This is a genomic window from Rhodoferax sp. GW821-FHT02C08 (assembly GCF_059421805.1).
In genome coordinates, this window is sequence record NZ_JBWKVR010000005.1 from 298,181 (window position 1) to 317,620 (window position 19,440).

The following is a 19,440-nucleotide window of genomic DNA, read 5'->3' on the forward strand; positions in this document are numbered from 1 at the left end:
ATGTTTGGGCGGAAGGTTTCCCGTTTTTTTCACAGCGTTATCACGCGCGTCATTGCCACGAGCATTGTGGTTGTGACTGTAGGATCTTTTCTCAAGTTCAACATACTGTCCTCGTATTTCCAGGATGAACTGGAGCTCTCTGCTATTGGCCATCAGATTGACACATCAAAGGCAATTGCCCAGCAAATAGAGAATGACCTGGCATTGAGACAGCAAACATTGGAGCGTATTGCGCAACAGGTGGCCACCGGCCATTTCGTGCAAAAAAAAATTGCGCAACGCTGGCTGAATGAACACTCGGATCTCGCCTTGCTTTTCCCGCTCGGCATAGCCATCGAACAAAGCGACCGGGGCACACTGGCGATGTATCCATCGGAGTCGATGAAGTTTCAAGCCTTAAAATCGAATGCGGCAAACACCGCCCAAGTCGGCTACATGGGCAATCAACTCGTGCTCGCCATCGCTGTGCCGCTGTTTTCGGTCGGTGCTGACCACACGATGCTGCGCGGGGTTTTCCCGTTGCCCAGGCCTGCCACGCTGTCCCCCTCCACCAAGGCAGAAGGCGATCGCCCCAGCTACCATGTCGCGCTGATATTTCCGGCCGAGCAGGTTTTTTCTGACTCGTCAAATGGCGTGCAAACGACAGGCCAACGACCTTCTACTGCGACTAACCCCGTGCTTGGCCAATCGCTGGTCGCCGCCGATGGCTCAGGAGTTGTAGTAAATGGAAAAGGTCAAAGGGAAACCACCGCATTTATCCGCATGCCTTCGACAGGGTGGTATGTATTGGTGCATCGTCCACTGGAGCGCGCTATCAATGCGTCCGACCATCTGCGGACTTTTGTTTATAAAGTAGCACCCTTTATTGCATTCATATACCTGGCAATTGCCTCCCTTGGTTTGTGCTATTTTTTGTACCCCTTGGCACGCGTAGCTCGCCATGCGGACCGCATGGCCCGAGGCGAGATTCCGCTAGAACCATTGCCTGTACTCAGCCAGGACGAGGTGGGGGACTTGACTGCTGCTTTCAATCGGTTGTTGGCACGCCTGGCTAGCCAAACCACCGATCTGGAAACCCAGAAGGAATTGGCGGAAGCCGCAGGGCAAGCAAAGACTCGGTTCTTGGCTGCGGCCAGCCACGATTTGCGTCAACCCATGCATGCCATGAATCTGTATCTCGGCACGCTGAATTCACTGCCAATGTCCCGGGCTGCAAATGATTTGGTCGCTCAAATTCGCCAATGCGCGCAGTCGATGGACGATATGTTCAGCTCTCTATTAGATATATCCAAGCTCGACACACATCTAATGCAAGCGGATCTTCAAGTATTTCCAGTTGCAACGATTCTTGAGATGATTCAATCAGAGTTCATGGTTCAGGCTGAACAAAAGGGCTTGGTGCTGACCGTCAAACCTTGCGCAGCACTAGTTTACAGCGACCCGGAAATATTGCTGCGCATCCTTAGAAACCTCGTCAGCAATGCAGTGCGCTATACCGAAAATGGAAGAATTCTGGTCGCCTGCAGACAGCGCTCTGCCGAACTCCAACTATCAGTCTGCGATACGGGGCCGGGAATTGCGGCAGCACAACAGACTCTGGTATTTGAAGAGTTTTATCAAGTGGACAACCCCGAAAGAGACCGCTCACAGGGTTTGGGTTTAGGACTTGCCATCGTGCAGCGTTTGGCGCGGCTCCTGAGCTCCCCCATCCAACTCAGATCCGTGTTGGGACACGGCTCAAGCTTCTCGCTCCATTTGCCGCTGATCAGCGCGACGGATAGGCGTACACATTTGCGGCATGGGTTCGCGCGCCACTATGGGCGCTCGCTTACGAACGCCTTCGTGGTGATCTTGGACGATGAGGAAATGGTACTCGACGCAACTCGCATGCTGCTGGAGCAATGGGGCTGCATTGTCATAGCGGCGGAGTCCGGCGACGCCATGATAAAGAAGTTGGAGTCCGTCAATCGCCCACCGGATGCCATCATTTGTGACCACCGACTAAGAGGGGCAGAAACGGGGGTTGATGTCATCACAGCACTCCGTGCCGAGTTCAACCTGGAAATTCCCGCCTTGCTGGTCACCGGAGACACCTCTCCGGAAAAGATTTCTGGCATGGCCGCAACCGGCATCAGAGTACTGTTCAAACCACTGCAAGACCATGCTTTGAAAGAATCGTTGTCTGATTTGCTTTTTCCTGGCTAAGTCAACCCATCTAAAAATTTAGATCAAATCGACTCTCAGCGCAGCAATTGCCTGCGCAAGATGCTATCAATTTAAAACCACACTCAATATCACACCTGGGCCGCATAGGCCCGCATGAACACATCCACGGCCCGCGCCACCGCCTGCTGCGCGAACTCAGGCGAGCCATCCACCGGCACGCCGAACAGGCGCTGGGGTTCGATCTCTGAGGGCCACAAGGCCAGCAAATGGGCGGCTGCCACCCGTGTATCCATCGGCCGCAGCCAGCCATCGTCTATGGCGTACTGCAGGAACTCGGAGATCACATCCAGCCCCTTGCCGGGGCCATTGGCGTAAAAGTGCAGCCCGATATCCGACTGCCCCGACTCGGCGATCACCATGCGTTCACGGGCAATCGTGTCAGACGACAGCAAAAAAGGCAGCACCACCTGGCCGACCTCGCACAAGCGCTGCGCGACCTCCTCTTGGCTGTGCGCGCGCGCCAAGATGGAGTCCCCGAAATGCTGGCGCGAGGAATTGTTCGCCACCTCCAGGAACAGGTCCTTCTTGGACGGGAAATAGCGGTACAGCGTGGCCTTGGAGCCGCCCACCCGGGCCGATATCTCAGCCATGGAGGCCCGCTCATAGCCCACCTCGGCAAACACCTGGGACGCCAGGGCCAATATTTCTTCACGTTTAGCAGGGCTCAGAACTCGCATGGGAAAGATGTCTCCATATGCCCCTATTTTTTTACGGGGGCTTTACTTACATGTTTTGACATTTTCATTGTACCCACATAAGATTAAAACGATACGGTACAGTACCGTTTTATTAAAACCTGCAATCCCAAGGAGTTTTTCCCATGCGCTTTACCTTTGTTCCCCATGCCGTGGCCCTGGCCGGCACCGTGCTGCTCAGCGCCTGCGGAAAGCCCCCCATGGGCGGACCACCGCCCTCGCTGGCAACACCCGAAGTCGGCACCATCACCGTACAAACCCAAAAGCTGGCCCTGACCACCGAACTGCCAGGGCGCACCGTGCCCTTCCAGATCGCCGAAGTGCGGCCCCAGGTGAACGGCATCGTGAAAGAGCGCAAGTTCCGTGAAGGCAGCGATGTGAAGGCCGGCGAGGCGCTCTACCAGATCGACCCCGCCACCTACAAGGCCAGCTACGACAGCAATGTGGCCGCCCTGGCCAAGGCCCAGGCCAATCTGCAAACCACCCGCCTCAAGGCCGAGCGCTACAAAGAGCTGGTGGCCATCAAGGCCGTCAGCCAACAGGACTACGACGACGCCGCTGCATCGCTGGCCCAGGGCGAGGCCGATGTGGCCGCCGCCAAGGCGAATGTGGAAACCAGCCGCATCAACCTGGCTTATGCGCGGGTGGACTCCCCCATCTCTGGCCGTATCGGCCGCTCCAGCGTGACCGCCGGCGCCCTGGTGACCGCCAGCCAAGCCACCGCACTGGCCACGGTGCAGCAGCTGGACCCGATCTATGTGGACGTAACCCAGCCCAGCGCCTCCCTGCTGCGCCTGAAGCAAGCCATGGCCCGGGGCGATCTGCAAAAAAGCGGCACCAACGCCGCCAAGGTCAAGCTGGTGCTGGAAGACGGCAGCAGCTACCCCATCGAAGGCAAGCTGCAGTTCTCCGACGTGACGGTGGACCAGAACACCGGCTCCATCACGCTGCGCGCCGTGTTCCCCAACCCACGCGCCGAACTGCTGCCCGGCATGTATGTACGCGCGGTGCTGGAAGAAGGCACGCTGGACCAAGGCGTGTTGGTGCCCCAGCCCGCCGTGTCGCGTGACAGCACCGGCAAACCCATTGCCTACGTGGTGGGCGGCGACAACAAGCTGCAACGCCGCGTGCTGGAAACCGACCGCACCATTGGCGACCAATGGCTGGTGCGCAGCGGCCTGAAGGCCGGCGACCAACTGGTCGTGGACGGTCAGTTGCACGTCACTCCCGGTGTGTCCGTGAAGAGCGTGCCCTGGGTCGCCAAGCAGGCGGCAAGCGCGCCAGCTACGGCATCCACCACCGCCAAATTGGCTTCGAACTGATAGCAGCAGAGACCACCATGGCACGTTTTTTTATTGACCGCCCCATCTTCGCCTGGGTGCTTGCCATCATCGTGATGCTGGCAGGTATCTTGTCGATCAACACCCTGCCCATCGCGCAGTACCCCAGCATCGCACCGCCGGCTGTCGCGATTACCGCCAACTACCCCGGTGCATCGGCCAAGACACTGGAGGACAGCGTCACCCAGGTCATCGAACAGAAGATGAAGGGCCTGGACCGGCTGAGCTATATGGCCTCGACCAGCGAATCCTCCGGCTCGGTCACCATTACGCTGACGTTTGAGAACGGCACCAACCCCGATACCGCACAGGTGCAGGTACAGAACAAGCTGGCCCTGGCCACGCCGTTGCTGCCGCAAGAAGTGCAGCAGCAGGGCGTGCAGGTGACCAAGTCGGCCAGCAACTTTCTGAACATCCTGGCCTTCACGTCGGAAGACGGCAGCATGGATGGAGCCGACCTGTCGGACTACGTGGGCGCCAATGTGCAAGAGCCGCTGAGCCGCGTCGAGGGCGTGGGCGACACCACCCTGTTTGGCGCGCAATACGCCATGCGTGTATGGCTGGACCCCAACAAGCTGAACAGCTTCAGCCTGACGCCGCTGGACGTTAAAACCGCCATCCAGGCGCAGAACGCCCAGGTATCTGCAGGCCAATTGGGTGGCCTGCCAGCCACGAGCGACCAACAGCTGAACGCCACCATCACGGCCCAAACACGGCTCAAGACCGTAGATGAATTTGGTGACATCCTGCTGCGCACGCAGTCGGATGGCTCCCAGGTGCGGCTGCGCGATGTCGCCCGTATCGAGTTGGGTGGTGAAAGCTACAACGTCACGGCCCGCTACAACGGCAAACCCGCTGCGGGCCTGGCCCTGAAGCTGGCCACGGGCGCGAATGCGCTGGACACGGTGCGTGGCATCGACGCGCGGCTGACGGAGCTGGAAAAATTCTTCCCCCAAGGCATGAAGGTCCAGAAGCCCTACGACACCACACCCTTTGTGCGGATCTCCATCGAAGAGGTAGTGCGTACGCTGGTGGAAGCCGTGGCCCTGGTGTTTCTGGTCATGTACCTGTTCCTGCAGAACTTTCGTGCCACGCTGATCCCCACCATTGCCGTACCAGTGGTGCTGCTAGGCACCTTCGGCGTGCTGGCCGCCTTCGGCTACAGCATCAACACGCTAACCATGTTCGCCATGGTGCTGGCCATCGGCCTGCTGGTCGATGACGCCATCGTGGTGGTGGAAAACGTGGAGCGGGTGATGACCGAAGAAGGCCTGTCACCCAAAGAGGCCACGCGCAAATCCATGGGGCAGATCACCGGCGCGCTGGTGGGCATCGCCCTGGTGCTGGCAGCCGTGTTTGTGCCCATGGCGTTTTTCAGCGGCTCCACCGGCGTGATCTACCGCCAGTTCTCTATCACCATCGTGTCGGCGATGACACTCTCGGTGCTCACCGCAATGGTGCTCACCCCGGCGCTGTGTGCAACGCTGCTCAAACCGGTAGAGAAAGGCCATGCGCTGACCACCACGGGCTTCTTTGGCTGGTTCAACCGCAACTTCGACCGCAGCAACCGCCGCTACCAAGGCGTGGTGCGGCACATGATCAGCAAAGGCTGGCGCTACATGCTCGCCTATGCGGTGATCGTGGGCCTGGTGGTATTTGGCTTCCTCAAACTGCCGGTAGGTTTCTTGCCTGACGAAGACCAAGGCACCTTGTTCGGCCTGGTCCAGCTGCCGTCCAGCGCCCCGCAATCACGCACGCTGGAAGTGATGAAACAGGTGGAACACCACTTCCTGGAAGATCAAAAGGATGCGGTCCAGGGCCTGTTCACCGTCGCGGGCTTCAGCTTCGCAGGCAGCGGCCAAAACTCGGGCCTGGTTTTCGTGCGGCTCAAATCCTGGGACGAGCGCGCCAGTGAAGCGCTGAGCGTCAACGGCGTCGCCGCCAAGGCGGGTGCATTTTTTGCCACCATCCGCGATGCCAAGGTTTTCGCCTTCGCACCGCCGGCGGTATCGGAGCTCGGCAACGCCACCGGCTTTGACCTGATGCTGCAAGACCGGGCCAACCTTGGCCACGCAGCCCTGATGCAAGCCCGCAACCAATTGCTGGGCATTCTGTCCCAGGACAAGCGACTGGTCGCGGTGCGCCCGAATGGCATGGAAGACACGCCCGAATTCCGGCTCGACATCGATCCACACAAGGTCGGCGCGCTGGGTCTGAGCATGAGCGACGTAAACAACACCTTTTCCGCCGCCTGGGGCAGCAGCTATGTGAATGACTTCATCGACAAGGGCCGCGTGAAGAAGGTAATGCTGCAAGCCGACGCACCCTACCGCATGCGCCCCGAGGACATCGACAAATGGCAGGTGCGCAACAGTGCCGGCACGATGGTCCCGTTCACCGCGTTTTCCACGGCCAGTTGGACCTCCGGGTCGCCGCGCCTGGAGCGCTACAACGGTGTGCCCTCGGTGGAAATCATGGGCATGGCCATGCCAGGCGCCGCGTCCAGCGGTGAGGCCCTGGCCATCGTCGAGCAGGCCGTGGCCCAGCTGCCACCGGGCATAGGCTATGAATGGACCGGGCTGTCGCGGCAGGAGAAAGCATCCAGCGGCCAGACCGGCATGCTGTACGCGCTGTCCATCTTGATCGTGTTCCTGTGCCTGGCCGCACTGTACGAGAGCTGGGCCATCCCCTTCTCGGTACTGCTGGTAGTGCCGCTGGGCGTCTTCGGCACGCTGCTGGGCGCCATCCTGACCTGGAAAATGAACGACGTGTACTTCCAGGTGGGTCTGCTGACCACCATCGGCTTGGCATCGAAGAACGCCATTCTGATCGTGGAGTTCGCCAAAGAACTGCACGAGCAAGGCAAGAGCCTGATGGAGTCGGCCTTGCAAGCCGCACACATGCGTTTGCGCCCCATTTTGATGACCTCGCTGGCCTTCATTCTGGGCGTGTTGCCCCTGGTGCTGGGTAGCGGAGCCGGTTCAGGCGCACAACATGCCCTGGGCACGGCTGTGATCGGCGGCATGCTGTCCGGCACCATCCTGGCCATCTTCTTTGTGCCGCTGTTCTTTGTTTTGGTGTGTGGCCTGTTCAAGGCCAAGCCGGCAACGCCGGAACCGCATGCCACTACCGTTACCGAAGGTGTTTGATATGTCCCGCTTCCTCTTGACTCCACTGGCACTGGCCGCCCTGCTCTCGGGTTGCAGCCTGATACCCACCTACCAGCAGCCCGCGGCACCGGTACCGGCGGCCTTCGCGGGCGACACCGGCGGCAGCACCAGCAGCGCCGTGGCCGACCTGGGCTGGCGCGATGTATTCACCGACCCGGCGCTGCGCCGCGTGATCGAACTGAGCCTGGCCAATAACCGCGATCTGCGTGTCGCAGTGCTCAACATTGAAAAGGCCCGCGCGCAGTACGGCGTGCAGAACGCCGCCCTGTTCCCCACCGTGAATGCCAGCGGCAGCGGCTCGAGCAGCCGCACGCCAGCCGATCTGTCCTCCACCGGGCAGGCCGCGGTGTCGCACCAGTACAGCGCCACGCTGGGCTTCAGCTCCTACGAGCTGGACCTGTTCGGTCACGTACGCAGCCTGAATGCACAGGCGCTGGAGCAGTTCCTGGCCACCGCCGATGCGCGGCGCAGCAGCCAGATCAGCCTGATTGCCGAAGTGGCCACCAGCTACCTGACACTGGCAGCCGACCAGGACCGGCTGAAGCTGGCCCGCGACACCCTGGCCAGCCAGAACGACTCGTACCGACTGAACCAGCGCAGCTACGAACTGGGCGTGACATCGGCCCTGACGCTGCGGCAGGCGCAGACCAGCGTGGACTCTGCCCGTGTGGACGTGGAGCGCTACACCGCCCAGGTGGCCCAGGACCGCAATGCCCTGGTGCTGCTGGTCGGCGCCGATGTGCCAGCCGAGTTGCTGCCGCAAACCCTGCCCGATGGCACCAGTGCTGCATCCAGCCCGCTGGCCAGCATCGCGCCCGGCCTACCATCAGACCTGCTGCAGCGCCGGCCGGACATTCTGCAGGCCGAACGCACGCTGAAAGCTGCCAACGCCAATATCGGTGCGGCGCGCGCCGCCTTCTACCCCAGCATCAGTTTGACGGCGTCGGCGGGCAGCTCCAGTTCCAGCCTATCGGGCCTGTTCAAGGGTGGGTCGGGTAGCTGGAGCTTTGTGCCGCAGATCTCGCTGCCGATCTTTGATGCCGGCGCGAACCAGGCCAACCTGGACATCGCCACCGTCAGCCGCGACATCAACGTCGCGCAGTATGAAAAGGCCATACAAACCGCCTTCCAGGAGGTGTCCGATGCGCTGGCCCAACGCAGCACGCTGGGCCGCCAGCTGGAAGCCCAGCAGTCGCTGGTGGACGCCACGGCGGACAGCCTGCAGCTGTCGGACGCCCGCTTCAAGCGCGGCGTGGACAGCTACCTGGGTGTGCTGGACGCGCAGCGTTCGCTCTACACCGCGCAGCAAAACCTGATCGGCACCCAGCTGTCACGGCTGACCAATCTAGTCACCTTCTACAAGGTGCTGGGTGGCGGATGGGTGGAAACCACACAGAACACTGCCAACAGCAACACAACAGGACCGAAATAATGAACACATCCCAGGCCAACACCCGCAACTCCATGGGCCGCATAGGCCTGCGTGCCGTCGCAGCCCTGTGCCTGCTGTCCAGCCTGTCCGCCTGCGTGCTGCCTCCACCACCTCCACCGCCACCCGTCGTGCTGTTGCCACTACCGCGCTAGCGGGTTTCGGCAAACAACTCGCGGCCGATCAGCATGCGGCGGATCTCGCTGGTGCCGGCGCCAATCTCGTAAAGCTTGGCGTCGCGCCACAAACGGCCCAGCGGGTAATCCAGCGTGTAGCCGTTGCCACCAAAGATCTGCACGCCCTCGCCGGCCATCCAGGTGGCTTTCTCGGCACACCACAGGATGACGGACGCACAGTCCTTGCGCACTTGGCGCACATGCTCCGGGCCCAGCGCGTCCAGGTTCTTGCCCACGGTATAGGCGAAGGCCCGGGCCGCCTGCAAAGTGGTGTACATATCGGCCATCTTGGCCTGGATGAGCTGAAACTCGCCGATGCTCTGGCCAAACTGCTTGCGTTCGTGCACATAGGGCAGCACGTTGTCCAGCACCGCCTGCATGATGCCTATGGGCCCTGCGGCCAGCACGGCACGCTCGTAGTCCAGGCCGCTCATCAGCACCTTGCTGCCCTGGTTCAGGCCACCCAGGATGTGGCTGGCCGGCACCGCGACGTTGTTGAATACCAGCTCGCCGGTATGGCTGCCGCGCATGCCCAGCTTGTTGAGCTTTTGCGCCACTGAAAAACCAGGCATGCTCTTCTCGACCAGGAAGGCGGTAACACCGCGCGGACCCGGTGCGGTGCGCGCATAGACCACCAGCACGTTGGCGTCCGGCCCGTTGGTGATCCACATCTTGTGGCCGTTCAGCAGATAGTGGTCGCCTTGGGCCTCGGCCTTGAGCTGCATGGACAGCACGTCACTACCCGCCCCGGTCTCGCTCATGGCCAGCGCGCCTACATGCTCGCCGCTGATCAGCTTGGGCAGGTATTTTTCGCGCTGCGCGTCCGTGCCGTTGCGCTTGATCTGGTTCACACAGAGGTTGCTGTGCGCGCCATAGCTCAGGCCGACCGAGGCGCTGGCGCGGCTGATCTCCTCCATCGCCACCATGTGCGCCAGATAACCCATGTCGGCACCACCATAGGCCTCGGGCGCGGTGATGCCCAGCACGCCCAGGTCACCCATCTTGCGCCACAGGTCCATGGGGAACTGGTCGTGGGCGTCGATGTCGGCGGCGCGCGGGGCGATCTGGTCCTGGGCGAAGCTGCGTACGGCGTCGCGTAGCGCATCAATATCCGCGCCGAGTTGAAAGTCGAGTCCGGGAAGTTGCATGCGGGGTCTCCTGTGTTTATGTACGCCATGCTGGCTCGTGGCCACTTGACGTTGACGTCAACGTAAAGCATAAGCCGCTACGCAGCGCCGCACAACCCCGGGAAAGCTAGCGTGACTTGCCGCGCTTCTCGCTTTTAGCCAGCAAGGCCTGCGCATCCACCTCATGCGCCTTGACCTCTTGCAGATTGGCCTGCAGTTCGGCCAGCTGGTCTTCCAGCTGCTGGCGGTGCGTGGCCAGCACAGCCAGAAACTTGCGCAGCTGCGGCGCTGTGTCGCGCGGGCTGTCGTACATGTCGATGATGTCCTTGGCCTCCGTCAGGCTCAGGCCCAGGCGCTTGGCACGCAGGGTCAGCTTGAGCCGAGCACGGTCACGGGCGCTGTAGACGCGGGTACGGCCGCCCGGGCCGGTGCGTTCGGGTTGCAGCAGACCCATATCTTCGTAGAAGCGCATGGCGCGGGTCGTCAGGTCGAATTCCTGGGCCAGATCGCTGATGGTGTAGGTAATGGTCGCCATGGTGTCGCAAATGAGGGGGCCGTCTAGAATGGCGTTGACGTGAACGTCAATTATGGTCTGAAAACGCGCCCCATGAACCTCCTTGAACAGCAACTCCACTACCCCTTGGGCGACACCATGCCGGCCACCGGCGACAGCATTCCAGTCGCACCGGGCGTACGCTGGATACGCATGGCACTGCCCTTCGCTCTGGACCATATCAACCTCTGGCTGCTGCGCGACGAGATCGATGGGCAGGCTGGATGGTCGGTAGTGGACTGCTGCATCAGCCGCGATGAATCGCGCGCGCAGTGGGAAAGCATCTTTGCCAGCCAGCTCGAAGGCCTGCCCATCTTGCGCGTCATCGTGACGCATATGCACCCTGACCATATCGGCCTGGCCTACTGGTTGTGCGCGCGCTGGAACGCACCGCTATGGATCAGCGCCACCGACTATTTCACTGCCTACCACCACACGCACACCACCAGTGGCAATGGCGGCGCGGCGGCTGCCAGCTTCTTCCAGAAGCACGGCCTGACCGACCCGGAATCCATGGCCAAGATCAGCGCCCGCAGCGGCTACTACAGCGCCATGGTGCCCGAGCTGCCGCCCAGCTTCGTGCGCATGCAGGACGGTCAGACGCTGCACATAGGCGGGCGCGACTGGCGCTGCATCAGTGGCTACGGCCACGCGCCCGAGCACATCGCGCTGTACTGCGCTGAGACCAAAGTTTTGATAGGCGGCGACATGATGCTGCCGCGCATTTCCACCAATGTCAGCGTGTTCGACATAGAGCCCGAGTCGAATCCGCTGCAGCAGTTCCTCGACTCGATAGACAAGTTCGCCACGTTGCCGCCCGACACCCTGACCCTGCCCTCGCATGGCCGCCCGTTCCAGGGACTGCACACCCGCATCCAGCAGCTGCACGACCACCACCGCGAGCACCTCGCCCGCGTCATGGCTTTCGCGCGGGAACAACGCAGCTGCTGCGCCGCCGACATCCTGCCGGTGCTGTTCAAACGCCAGCTGGACCTACACCAGACCACCTTCGCCATGGGCGAGGCGATTGCGCATTTGCACAAGCTGTGGGTAGACGGCTATCTGCAACGCCGGCGCGGCGCAGACGGCATCTACCGCTTCAGCCCCACACCTCTGGCCTATCCGCACGGCCTGGTGCCCGGACAAAGCGAAGAGCTACCGGTCAGCGCCTGATCACACGCACAAACGCGTCGGGCTTAGTCCAGAAACACCGCGGAACTGGCTCCGCCAGGCCGCAGGTGTTGCCCCTGCAAGGGGGTTGGCGGCCACTTGCGTTATCGACCCCTTGGGTCGATCCCGGGGGCAGTGGGCAAGCCTGGGGGTGTTCAACCATCTTCCCACTTGGGAATCTGCACCTGCTTGAGTTGGGCACGCAACGCCGGATAGTCCGGCATGACCGAGCCCACGGTGCCCCAGAAGCGCGGGCTGTGGTCCATATAGCGCAGATGGCTCAGCTCGTGCACCACCACATAGTCCACCACCGCAGGGCTGTGGTGCATCAGGCGCCAGTTCAGGCGGATGGAGCCGCTGCTGCTGGCACTTCCCCAGCGCGTCGCCGCGTTAGACAGTGCAAGGCGACTCCATTGCACACCCAACTGCGGCGCGTAATGCTGCAGGCGCTGGACAAAAAAGCTACGTGCCTGGGCCAGCATCCACTTATGGGCAGCCGCACGGATTTGCAGCGCGCTGGCCTGCAGGGGCAAGCCCAGGCAAAGCTGGTTGCCCAGCAAGGCGCTACCACGCCGCTGCGGGTCCAGCACCAGCACCAGGGTCTGCCCCAGATAAGGCAATTCCGTACCATGGCGCCAGACGATGCGCGAGGCCTGTTGCTCGGCCTGCCGCTCGCGCGCCTGCTCCAGCTTTTGCACAATCCAGCCGGCCTTGTCGCGCACGGCGGCGTCCACCTCGGCCAGCGGCACCCAGCGCGGCGCACGCACCGCCAGGCCCAGTGGCCCAACCACAAAACCGATGCTGCGCCGCTTGGCGCGCTGGAACTCGTAGGCCACCAGGGTGTTACCCAGCAGCGCCTCTCGCGTGGCACGCGGATGGCGAAACGATGGCGTCGCCAAGTCCCCATCCTCCATGGAGCCTGGCAATACATTTGCTATTAATTTAGGAGCTACTTGCGCAGGAGGTACATGCGCCAGAGGCACTTTTTTCTTGGACTGCAAGCGCGGGGCAGGCTCAGGCGCCGGCGCAGGGGCAAAGAGATCCAGGGTGAACTGCAGAAGGCTGCGCATAGCGATAAAGTTTACCGTGGACGCTGGTACCAACCATGCCGGCTCTTGACCACCCAGACGCGAAGGACTAAAAACCATTGCCAGCCCTTGCCGCAAAGGTATACACCTTGCAGCCCCCCGCGCAAACCTGGCCCCGCCCGACCACACTGAAAGGCGCACCGTGAAGCTCAACGACCTCAAAATTGGCACCCGCCTCATGCTGGGCTTTGGCTCGGCCACCCTGATCGGCATCGCCATTGCACTGGTAGGCGCCATCCAAATGCGCCAAATGGCCAACAGCCTGGACGAAATTGCGAACAACCGCATGGTGAAAATCAACCAGTTCTCCGATATCAAGGACAACTTGAACACCGTGGCTCGCTCGGTACGCAACATCGTGATCAAACCCGATGCGACCGCCAGCAATGCGGAGTTGAAACGTATTACCGATGCACGCGCCCAAAACAACCAGCTGCTGACGGTACTGGACCGCACCGTCAAAAGCGCCGAGGCACGCAGCTACCTGAAGACGCTGAACGAAACACAAGCCCCCTACAACCAAGGCGTGGACCGTGTCATCGAGCTGGCCAAGCAAAACAAGGCCGATGAAGCCATTGCGCTGCTCACCGGCGACATCCGCGACAAACAAAACCAGCTCTTCAAAGCCGTGGACGACGTAACCGAGTACCAGAGCAAGGTGGGCAGCGACCTGGCCCATGCAGCAGGCGGCAGCGCCTCCTTCTATGCCATGGTGATGGTCGGTCTGGCAATTGCAGCCACAGGCATAGGTAGCCTGCTGACCTGGGCCATTACCCACAACCTGACCCGCACACTCGGGGCCGAACCGGCGCAAGTCAACGATGCGGTGCAACGCGTCGCAGATGGCGACCTGAGCCACACGATTGTGCTGCGTCGCAACGACAGCTCCAGCACCATGGCCCTGGTCAAGCGCATGCAGGACGCCTTGACCAGCACCGTAGGCCGCGTGCGCAGCAATGCGGAGGGTGTCGCAGCCGCCAGCGCCCAGATCGCCCAGGGCAATAGCGACCTGAGCGCCCGTACCGAGCAGCAGGCCAGCGCGCTGGAACAGACCGCAGCCTCGATGGAAGAGCTCAGCTCCACCGTGCAACAAAACGCCGACAACGCCCGCCAAGCCAACCAGTTGGCCCAAAGCGCCAGCACCGTGGCCGTCAAAGGAGGTGAGGTGGTGGCCCAGGTGGTGGAGACCATGAAGGGCATCAACGACTCGTCCCGCAAGATCAGCGACATCATCGGTGTGATCGACGGCATTGCCTTCCAGACCAATATCCTGGCGCTGAATGCCGCGGTGGAAGCCGCCCGCGCCGGCGAACAGGGCCGGGGCTTTGCCGTGGTGGCCAGCGAGGTGCGCAGCCTGGCCGGACGTTCAGCCCAGGCCGCGAAGGAAATCAAGGACCTGATAGGCGCCAGCGTGCAGCGGGTGGAGCAAGGCTCCAGCCTGGTGGACCAGGCCGGCGTCACCATGACCGAGGTGGTCAGCTCCATCCGCCGCGTGACGGACATCATGGGTGAAATCAGCTCGGCCAGCTCGGAGCAGAGCTCGGGGGTCTCGCAGGTGGGTGAAGCGGTCACGCAAATGGACCAGGCCACGCAGCAAAACGCCGCGCTGGTAGAGGAAATGGCCGCCGCCGCCAGCAGCCTACGTACCCAGGCCGACGAGCTGGTCGGTGCGGTAGAGGTCTTCAAGCTCCCCCCGCAAAGCAACGCCGCCGCCCCTCGCATCGTCCAGACCCCACGCCCACCCCAAGGCGGGGCACGCCCGGCCATTTCGCAAAGGCCCGCACCCACGCTGAAAACCGCCGCGCTGGCCCGACCCAAGGCCCCTCAGTCCGCCGGAGCAGAAGGCGACTGGGACAGTTTTTAGAGCTGTAAGCAGCAACAAAAAAGGCAGCCCAGGCTGCCTTTTTCATGTGCGCAGTAAGCGCTGAATCTTATTTCTTGACCGCCAGCAGATCGCGTACGCGGTCCGCGCGGCCCTTGGCGTCGGGGTACAGCAAAGCGGTCGCCTTGTCGCGCTGGCCCTTGACCGCGAGCTTGCGGAGCGCGTGCTCCAGGGCCTTAGGGTCGATATGGTTCTTCTTCAGAAAAGCCAGGCTGTAGTCGTCGGCATCCAGGTCGGCACTGGAAGTGAACGGGTTCTTCTCCACTTGCTCGCCAATCGCCTGCAAGTCGGCGTCGGACAGATTGTCCAAGGCGTTGCTGAAGGTGGTGACGCTCTTCGCACCGTCAAACGCCTGGTAGGCCGTGCGCAGGCGCAACATGGCCGCGCCGCTCTTCACAAAGCTGATTTCGCGGCCCAACATGGCCAGCAGCTCGGGATCGTTCAAAGTATCCATCAGCCCGTTGTAGACACGGATCGAGCCGTCGGGTGAGGGCGTGGCGTCCGGTACGGGGTTGCGGTAGGGCTTGAAGTTCAGGCTCAGACCGTCTTCGTTCTGTAGCTTGGCTGTCAAGCGGGCCAGGCGCAACACATAGCGGTCGCGCGGACCCAGCGGGTTGATGTTGTCCAGACGGGTTTGCATCTGCACCGCCAGGCTCTTGAGCTCGACATCAGACACCGAGACCACCTTGGGCGCGGCGGCTTCCACTGCCGCTTCTGCAGCCGCGGCCGCATTGGCTGCTGCCGCCGTTTCCGCGGCCTTGCTACTGGCGTCGCCAGATTTGGGAACGGTATTGCACGCCGCCAACAGCAGCGCCATGGCGATCACAGAAAGCTTTTTCATAAGTCGGTGTGGTTGGGAATAGAGAGGGGGCGAGGCGCAGGCCCTTGCCTGCACAGCAGACGGTGGAAGGAAGCCACCAGCGAGCGCAAATTCTAGACGCGACCACCCGCACGCCTTGCCAATATGCCCTCCAAATGGAGGATAGAAAACCGCCCCGTCGGGCTAAGAACGTGTTGACGAACTCTTTGGGGTCGTCAACAGGTTCTTAGCGGTAGGCGTCCGGGTCCAGGCGGCGCATCTCGGCTTCGATCCAGGCCTGCACCTCGGCCATCAGCTCGTCCGGGCGCCGGCCCACGCTCGGAATGGGCTTGCCTATGGAAATGTCCACAATGCCCGGGGTCTTGATAAAGGCCTTGCGCGGCCAGCATTTAGCGGCGGTTACGGCAATCGGTACCACCGGCACACCACACTGGATGGCCAGGCGGGTGCCACCGGTCTTGTATTCGCCGACCTGGCCGCGCGGGATGCGCGTGCCTTCGGGGAACAGGATGATCCAGGTGCCCTGTCCCACCAGGCGCTTACCGGAAGCCACCATCTTCTTGAAAGCCTGGCTGCCCTGGCTGCGGTCAATGTGGATCATGTCCATGCAGGCCATGGCCCAGCCAAAAAACGGTATCCACAGCAGCTCTTTCTTGAACACAAAAGCCAGCGGGCGCGGCATGATGGCCGGCATCACCAGGGTCTCCCAGGTGGACTGGTGCTTGACCAGCAACACCACCGACGCCTTCGGATCGGTGGGCAGGTTCTCCATGCCGATGATGCGATTCTGGATGCCCAGGATCGCCGTGCCGCTGTCCACCGAGAGCTTTAGCCAGCGTGCGCAGGCCCAGTAGATGCGGGTCGCACCGGCAAACGGCGCAATCAACAGCACCGCCAGGGCCCAAGGGACGACGGTCACCGCCAAAAACAGCATGTGCAGCACGGATCGGATGAAAGGCATGGGTATCTTTTAGGCAGTTGGCGCAGGTTTCATCTGCGCATACAGCTATACAAACTATAGCAAACGAAAATCAGGCCTTGGCGGGTTGCTCGCGGCCGATGACGAAGTTGGCGAAGGCCAGCAAGTCCTGGTGCACCCATGTGCCCACCGGGTACTCGGGCGGCAGGCTGGCCTGGCCACGGTAGCAGGCGGCCTTGCCGGTCAGCACCAGGTGCGGCTCACAGCCCGCCGCAATACCGGCTTGCAAGTCGCGCAGACTGTCACCCACGGTCGGCAGGCCTTGCAGCTCAATGCCATAGCGGTCACCAATCTGCTCGAACAGGCCTGGCGCGGGCTTGCGGCAGCTACAGCCCTCGTCCGGCGCATGCGGGCAGAAGAACACCGCGTCCACCTTGCCGCCCACGGCCGCCAGCAGCTTGTTCATCTTGGCATGCATGGCGTTCAGCGCAGCCATGTCGAACAGCCCCCGGCCCAGGCCGGACTGGTTGGTCGCCACCACCACATGCCAACCCGCATGGTTGAGCTTGGCAATCGCCTCCAGCGCACCCGGCAGCGGCAGCCACTCTTCCGGCGACTTGACGAAATCGCTGCTGTCGGCATTGATGGTGCCGTCGCGGTCGAGGATGGCGAGTTTCATGGCGTGGGCTCCGGGCATGGGCTTCAGGTTTACGCGGCCAGCTTGGAAAGGTCCGCCACGCGGTTCATGGCGTCGTGCAGGCTTTGCAGCAGGCCCAGGCGGTTCAGGCGCACGTCGATCTCTTCGGCATTCACCATGACGCCGTCGAAGAACGCATCCACCGGCGCACGCAGTGCCGCCAGGGACTGCAAGGAGGCGGTGTAATCACCAGCCTCGAACTGCGCCAGGGCCGCAGGGGCTACCTGCTGCATAGCTTCGAACAAAGCGACTTCGGCGGCTTCCTTGAGCAACACGGGGCTGACATGGGGGTCCACCACCGCGGCGGCCTTTTTCAGGATGTTGCCGATGCGTTTGTTAGCTGCTGCCAGGGCTGCGGCTTCGGGCAGCGCGGCAAAGGCGCGCACTGCAGCCAGGCGCTTAGGCACTTCGGCCAGGCGCTGCGGACGCAGGGCCAGCACGGCATCCACTTCCTGGGCGCTATAGCCTTCTTCACGCAAGCTACCGCCCAGGCGGTCAAACATAAAGGTCAACAAGGCCTGCACCGAGGCATCGCGCCCCGCAGTCAGCTTGTCGCCCAGCACGTCAAAGGCACCCGTCACCAGAGCAGTTACGTCCAGCGACAGGTTTTGCTCGGTCAGCATGCGGATCACGCCCAGGGCGTGACGGCGCAGCGCGAACGGGTCTTTGTCGCCAGTCGGCAGGTTGCCGATGCCGAACATGCCCACCAGCGTTTCCAACTTGTCGGCCAGCGCCACGGCAATACCCACGGGGTTGCGCGGCAGGCCGTCGCCAGCGAATCGGGGTTTGTAATGGTCTTCGATCGCGTCAGCCACGTCGGCGCTCAGGCCGTCGTTGAGTGCGTAGTAGCGGCCCATGGTGCCTTGCAGCTCGGGGAACTCGCCCACCATGTCAGTCACCAGGTCGGTCTTGGCCAGTTGCGCAGCCTGGTCGGCCTGGGCCGCCAGCGCGTCGCCGCCCAACTGCTGTGCAATTGCCTTGGCAATGGCGCGCACGCGCTCCACGCGCTCGCCCTGCGAACCCAGTTGGTTGTGGTACACCACCTTGCCCAGGCCTTCGACGCGCGACAGCAGCGTCTTCTTGCGGTCCTGGTCGAAGAAGAACTTGGCATCGGCCAGACGCGGGCGCACCACGCGCTCGTTGCCGCCTATGACTTCGCTGGCGTCGGTTGGGCTGATATTGCTGACCACCAGGAATTTGTTCGTCAGCTTGCCGGCTGCGTCGAGCAGTGGGAAGTACTTCTGGTTGGCCTTCATGGTCAGGATCAGGCATTCCTGTGGCACGCCCAGGAATTCTTCCTCGAAGCTGCAGACCAGCACGTTCGGGCGCTCCACCAGGGCCGTGACCTCGTCCAGCAATGCTTCATCTTCGATAGCACGCACCCCACCACCGATCTGCGCTGCAGCCGCATTTAGCTGACGCACGATGTCGGCACGGCGATCCGCAAAGCTGGCGATGACGGCGCCGTCCTTGGCCAGCGTGGCGGCGTAGCTGTCGGCGTCTTTCAACACCACAGGGTCCACAGCGGCTTCAAAGCGGTGGCCGTGCGTGGTATTGCCGGACTGCAGGCCCAGGGCCTCCACCGGCACCACGTCGGCACCGTGCAGCGCCACTAGGCCGTGCGCAGGGCGCACAAAGCTGACGCTGCTCCAGCCGGGCAGCGCGCAACCGCTGGACAGCTGGTAGGTCATGACCTTGGGGATGGGCAGCTTGGCAATGGCTTCCAGCAGGGCTTTTTGCAGGCCTTCCTGCAGCTTGGCGCCGGCCACGGTGCGCTCCAGGAACAAGGCCTCGGCCTTGCCATCCATGGCGCGCTTCAGGCTGGCGACAGCGGATGCATCAGCACCCAGGGCTTGCAGCTTTTTCAGCAGGGCTGGCGTGGCCTGGCCATCAGCACCCAGGCCCACGGCCACGGGCATCAGCTTGGCGGACACGGCCTTGTCGGCGGCGAACGCGGCCACGGCGGTAATGTGTGCAGCCAGTCGGCGCGGCGAGGCGAATGCGGTGACTTGCGACTCGGCGCCGGCCAGGCCCTGGGCCTGCAGTTGCTCCAGCAGCACGCTGGCAAAGGCGTCGCCCAGCTTCTTCAGGACCTTAGGGGGCAGCTCTTCGACAAACAGCTCCACCAGTAAATTCTTAACGCTCATA

15 protein-coding genes are annotated in these 19,440 nt (G+C 62.3%); 7 read left to right on the top strand and 8 right to left on the bottom strand.

All coding sequences use genetic code 11. The features are described from left to right. Complete coding sequence (locus AC07VY_RS08790) at positions 1-2,205, top strand: ATP-binding response regulator (RefSeq protein ID WP_495096951.1); 2,205 nt, start codon at positions 1-3, stop codon at positions 2,203-2,205. An 89-nt stretch (positions 2,206-2,294) separates the two neighbouring features. Here the strand turns inward: AC07VY_RS08790 and AC07VY_RS08795 are convergent, their stop codons facing one another. Next, complete coding sequence (locus AC07VY_RS08795) at positions 2,295-2,903, bottom strand: TetR/AcrR family transcriptional regulator (RefSeq protein ID WP_495096950.1); 609 nt, start codon at positions 2,901-2,903, stop codon at positions 2,295-2,297. A gap of 143 nt (positions 2,904-3,046) precedes the next feature. Here AC07VY_RS08795 and AC07VY_RS08800 point away from each other — a divergent pair, with 143 nt between their 5' ends. Genes AC07VY_RS08800 through AC07VY_RS08815 form a run of 4 tightly spaced genes read left to right on the top strand, consistent with a single transcriptional unit; the run spans position 3,047 to position 9,015 of the window. Next, positions 3,047-4,243, top strand: a complete 1,197-nt coding sequence (locus AC07VY_RS08800) for an efflux RND transporter periplasmic adaptor subunit (RefSeq protein ID WP_495096949.1) — start codon at positions 3,047-3,049, stop codon at positions 4,241-4,243. Positions 4,244-4,260: 17 nt separating this feature from the next. Further along, positions 4,261-7,410, top strand: a complete 3,150-nt coding sequence (locus AC07VY_RS08805) for an efflux RND transporter permease subunit (protein ID WP_495096948.1) — start codon at positions 4,261-4,263, stop codon at positions 7,408-7,410. A gap of 1 nt (position 7,411) precedes the next feature. Further along, entirely contained in the window at positions 7,412-8,863 is a 1,452-nt protein-coding gene (adeC, locus tag AC07VY_RS08810; RefSeq protein WP_495096947.1) for an AdeC/AdeK/OprM family multidrug efflux complex outer membrane factor, read from the top strand. Continuing rightward, positions 8,863-9,015, top strand: coding sequence for a hypothetical protein (locus tag AC07VY_RS08815; RefSeq protein ID WP_495096946.1), 153 nt, complete (start codon positions 8,863-8,865; stop codon positions 9,013-9,015). The genes adeC and AC07VY_RS08815 overlap by 1 nt, the downstream gene beginning before the upstream one ends. On the opposite strand, the gene AC07VY_RS08820 is transcribed toward AC07VY_RS08815, so the two are convergent. Together AC07VY_RS08820 and AC07VY_RS08825 are read right to left on the bottom strand one after the other, a co-directional pair. Continuing rightward, positions 9,012-10,184 carry an isovaleryl-CoA dehydrogenase gene (locus tag AC07VY_RS08820; protein WP_495096945.1) on the bottom strand — a complete coding sequence of 391 codons (1,173 nt, stop codon included), beginning with the start codon at positions 10,182-10,184 and terminating at the stop codon, positions 9,012-9,014. The two genes, AC07VY_RS08815 and AC07VY_RS08820, sit on opposite strands and share 4 nt — an antisense overlap. 106 nt (positions 10,185-10,290) lie before the next feature. After that, positions 10,291-10,698 carry a MerR family transcriptional regulator gene (locus tag AC07VY_RS08825; protein ID WP_495096944.1) on the bottom strand — a complete coding sequence of 136 codons (408 nt, stop codon included), beginning with the start codon at positions 10,696-10,698 and terminating at the stop codon, positions 10,291-10,293. 72 nt (positions 10,699-10,770) lie between these two features. On the opposite strand from AC07VY_RS08825, the gene AC07VY_RS08830 reads away from it, so the two are divergent. Next, complete coding sequence (locus AC07VY_RS08830) at positions 10,771-11,889, top strand: MBL fold metallo-hydrolase (protein ID WP_495096943.1); 1,119 nt, start codon at positions 10,771-10,773, stop codon at positions 11,887-11,889. A gap of 152 nt (positions 11,890-12,041) precedes the next feature. Here the strand turns inward: AC07VY_RS08830 and AC07VY_RS08835 are convergent, their stop codons facing one another. Continuing rightward, positions 12,042-12,785 carry a M48 family metallopeptidase gene (locus tag AC07VY_RS08835; RefSeq protein ID WP_495096942.1) on the bottom strand — a complete coding sequence of 248 codons (744 nt, stop codon included), beginning with the start codon at positions 12,783-12,785 and terminating at the stop codon, positions 12,042-12,044. A 331-nt stretch (positions 12,786-13,116) separates the two neighbouring features. Between AC07VY_RS08835 and AC07VY_RS08840 the strand changes: the two genes are divergently transcribed. After that, positions 13,117-14,838: a methyl-accepting chemotaxis protein gene (locus AC07VY_RS08840; protein ID WP_495096941.1), complete on the top strand. Its 1,722-nt coding sequence runs from the start codon at positions 13,117-13,119 to the stop codon at positions 14,836-14,838. A gap of 67 nt (positions 14,839-14,905) precedes the next feature. Here the strand turns inward: AC07VY_RS08840 and AC07VY_RS08845 are convergent, their stop codons facing one another. The 4 genes from AC07VY_RS08845 to glyS all read right to left on the bottom strand — a co-directional run bounded on the left by AC07VY_RS08845 (position 14,906) and on the right by glyS (position 19,439). Continuing rightward, positions 14,906-15,697, bottom strand: coding sequence for a M48 family metalloprotease (locus tag AC07VY_RS08845; protein WP_495073956.1), 792 nt, complete (start codon positions 15,695-15,697; stop codon positions 14,906-14,908). A gap of 205 nt (positions 15,698-15,902) precedes the next feature. After that, positions 15,903-16,637 carry a lysophospholipid acyltransferase family protein gene (locus tag AC07VY_RS08850; protein WP_495096940.1) on the bottom strand — a complete coding sequence of 245 codons (735 nt, stop codon included), beginning with the start codon at positions 16,635-16,637 and terminating at the stop codon, positions 15,903-15,905. Positions 16,638-16,707: 70 nt separating this feature from the next. After that, on the bottom strand, positions 16,708-17,274 hold the full coding sequence (gmhB, locus tag AC07VY_RS08855) for a D-glycero-beta-D-manno-heptose 1,7-bisphosphate 7-phosphatase (RefSeq protein ID WP_495096939.1): 567 nt from the start codon (positions 17,272-17,274) through the stop codon (positions 16,708-16,710). Between the two features lie 29 nt (positions 17,275-17,303). After that, positions 17,304-19,439 (bottom strand): glycine--tRNA ligase subunit beta, encoded by a 2,136-nt coding sequence (gene glyS / locus AC07VY_RS08860; RefSeq protein WP_495096938.1) that lies wholly within the window; start codon positions 19,437-19,439, stop codon positions 17,304-17,306. Position 19,440 lies beyond the last annotated feature (1 nt).

Coding starts and splice junctions, on each gene's coding strand:
- AC07VY_RS08790 (WP_495096951.1), top strand. CDS start 1: ATGTTTGGGCGGAAGGTTTCCCGTTTTTTTCACAGCGTTATCACGCGC.
- AC07VY_RS08795 (WP_495096950.1), bottom strand. CDS start 2,903: ATGCGAGTTCTGAGCCCTGCTAAACGTGAAGAAATATTGGCCCTGGCG.
- AC07VY_RS08800 (WP_495096949.1), top strand. CDS start 3,047: ATGCGCTTTACCTTTGTTCCCCATGCCGTGGCCCTGGCCGGCACCGTG.
- AC07VY_RS08805 (WP_495096948.1), top strand. CDS start 4,261: ATGGCACGTTTTTTTATTGACCGCCCCATCTTCGCCTGGGTGCTTGCC.
- adeC (WP_495096947.1), top strand. CDS start 7,412: ATGTCCCGCTTCCTCTTGACTCCACTGGCACTGGCCGCCCTGCTCTCG.
- AC07VY_RS08815 (WP_495096946.1), top strand. CDS start 8,863: ATGAACACATCCCAGGCCAACACCCGCAACTCCATGGGCCGCATAGGC.
- AC07VY_RS08820 (WP_495096945.1), bottom strand. CDS start 10,184: ATGCAACTTCCCGGACTCGACTTTCAACTCGGCGCGGATATTGATGCG.
- AC07VY_RS08825 (WP_495096944.1), bottom strand. CDS start 10,698: ATGGCGACCATTACCTACACCATCAGCGATCTGGCCCAGGAATTCGAC.
- AC07VY_RS08830 (WP_495096943.1), top strand. CDS start 10,771: ATGAACCTCCTTGAACAGCAACTCCACTACCCCTTGGGCGACACCATG.
- AC07VY_RS08845 (WP_495073956.1), bottom strand. CDS start 15,697: ATGAAAAAGCTTTCTGTGATCGCCATGGCGCTGCTGTTGGCGGCGTGC.
- AC07VY_RS08850 (WP_495096940.1), bottom strand. CDS start 16,637: ATGCCTTTCATCCGATCCGTGCTGCACATGCTGTTTTTGGCGGTGACC.
- gmhB (WP_495096939.1), bottom strand. CDS start 17,274: ATGAAACTCGCCATCCTCGACCGCGACGGCACCATCAATGCCGACAGC.
- glyS (WP_495096938.1), bottom strand. CDS start 19,439: ATGAGCGTTAAGAATTTACTGGTGGAGCTGTTTGTCGAAGAGCTGCCC.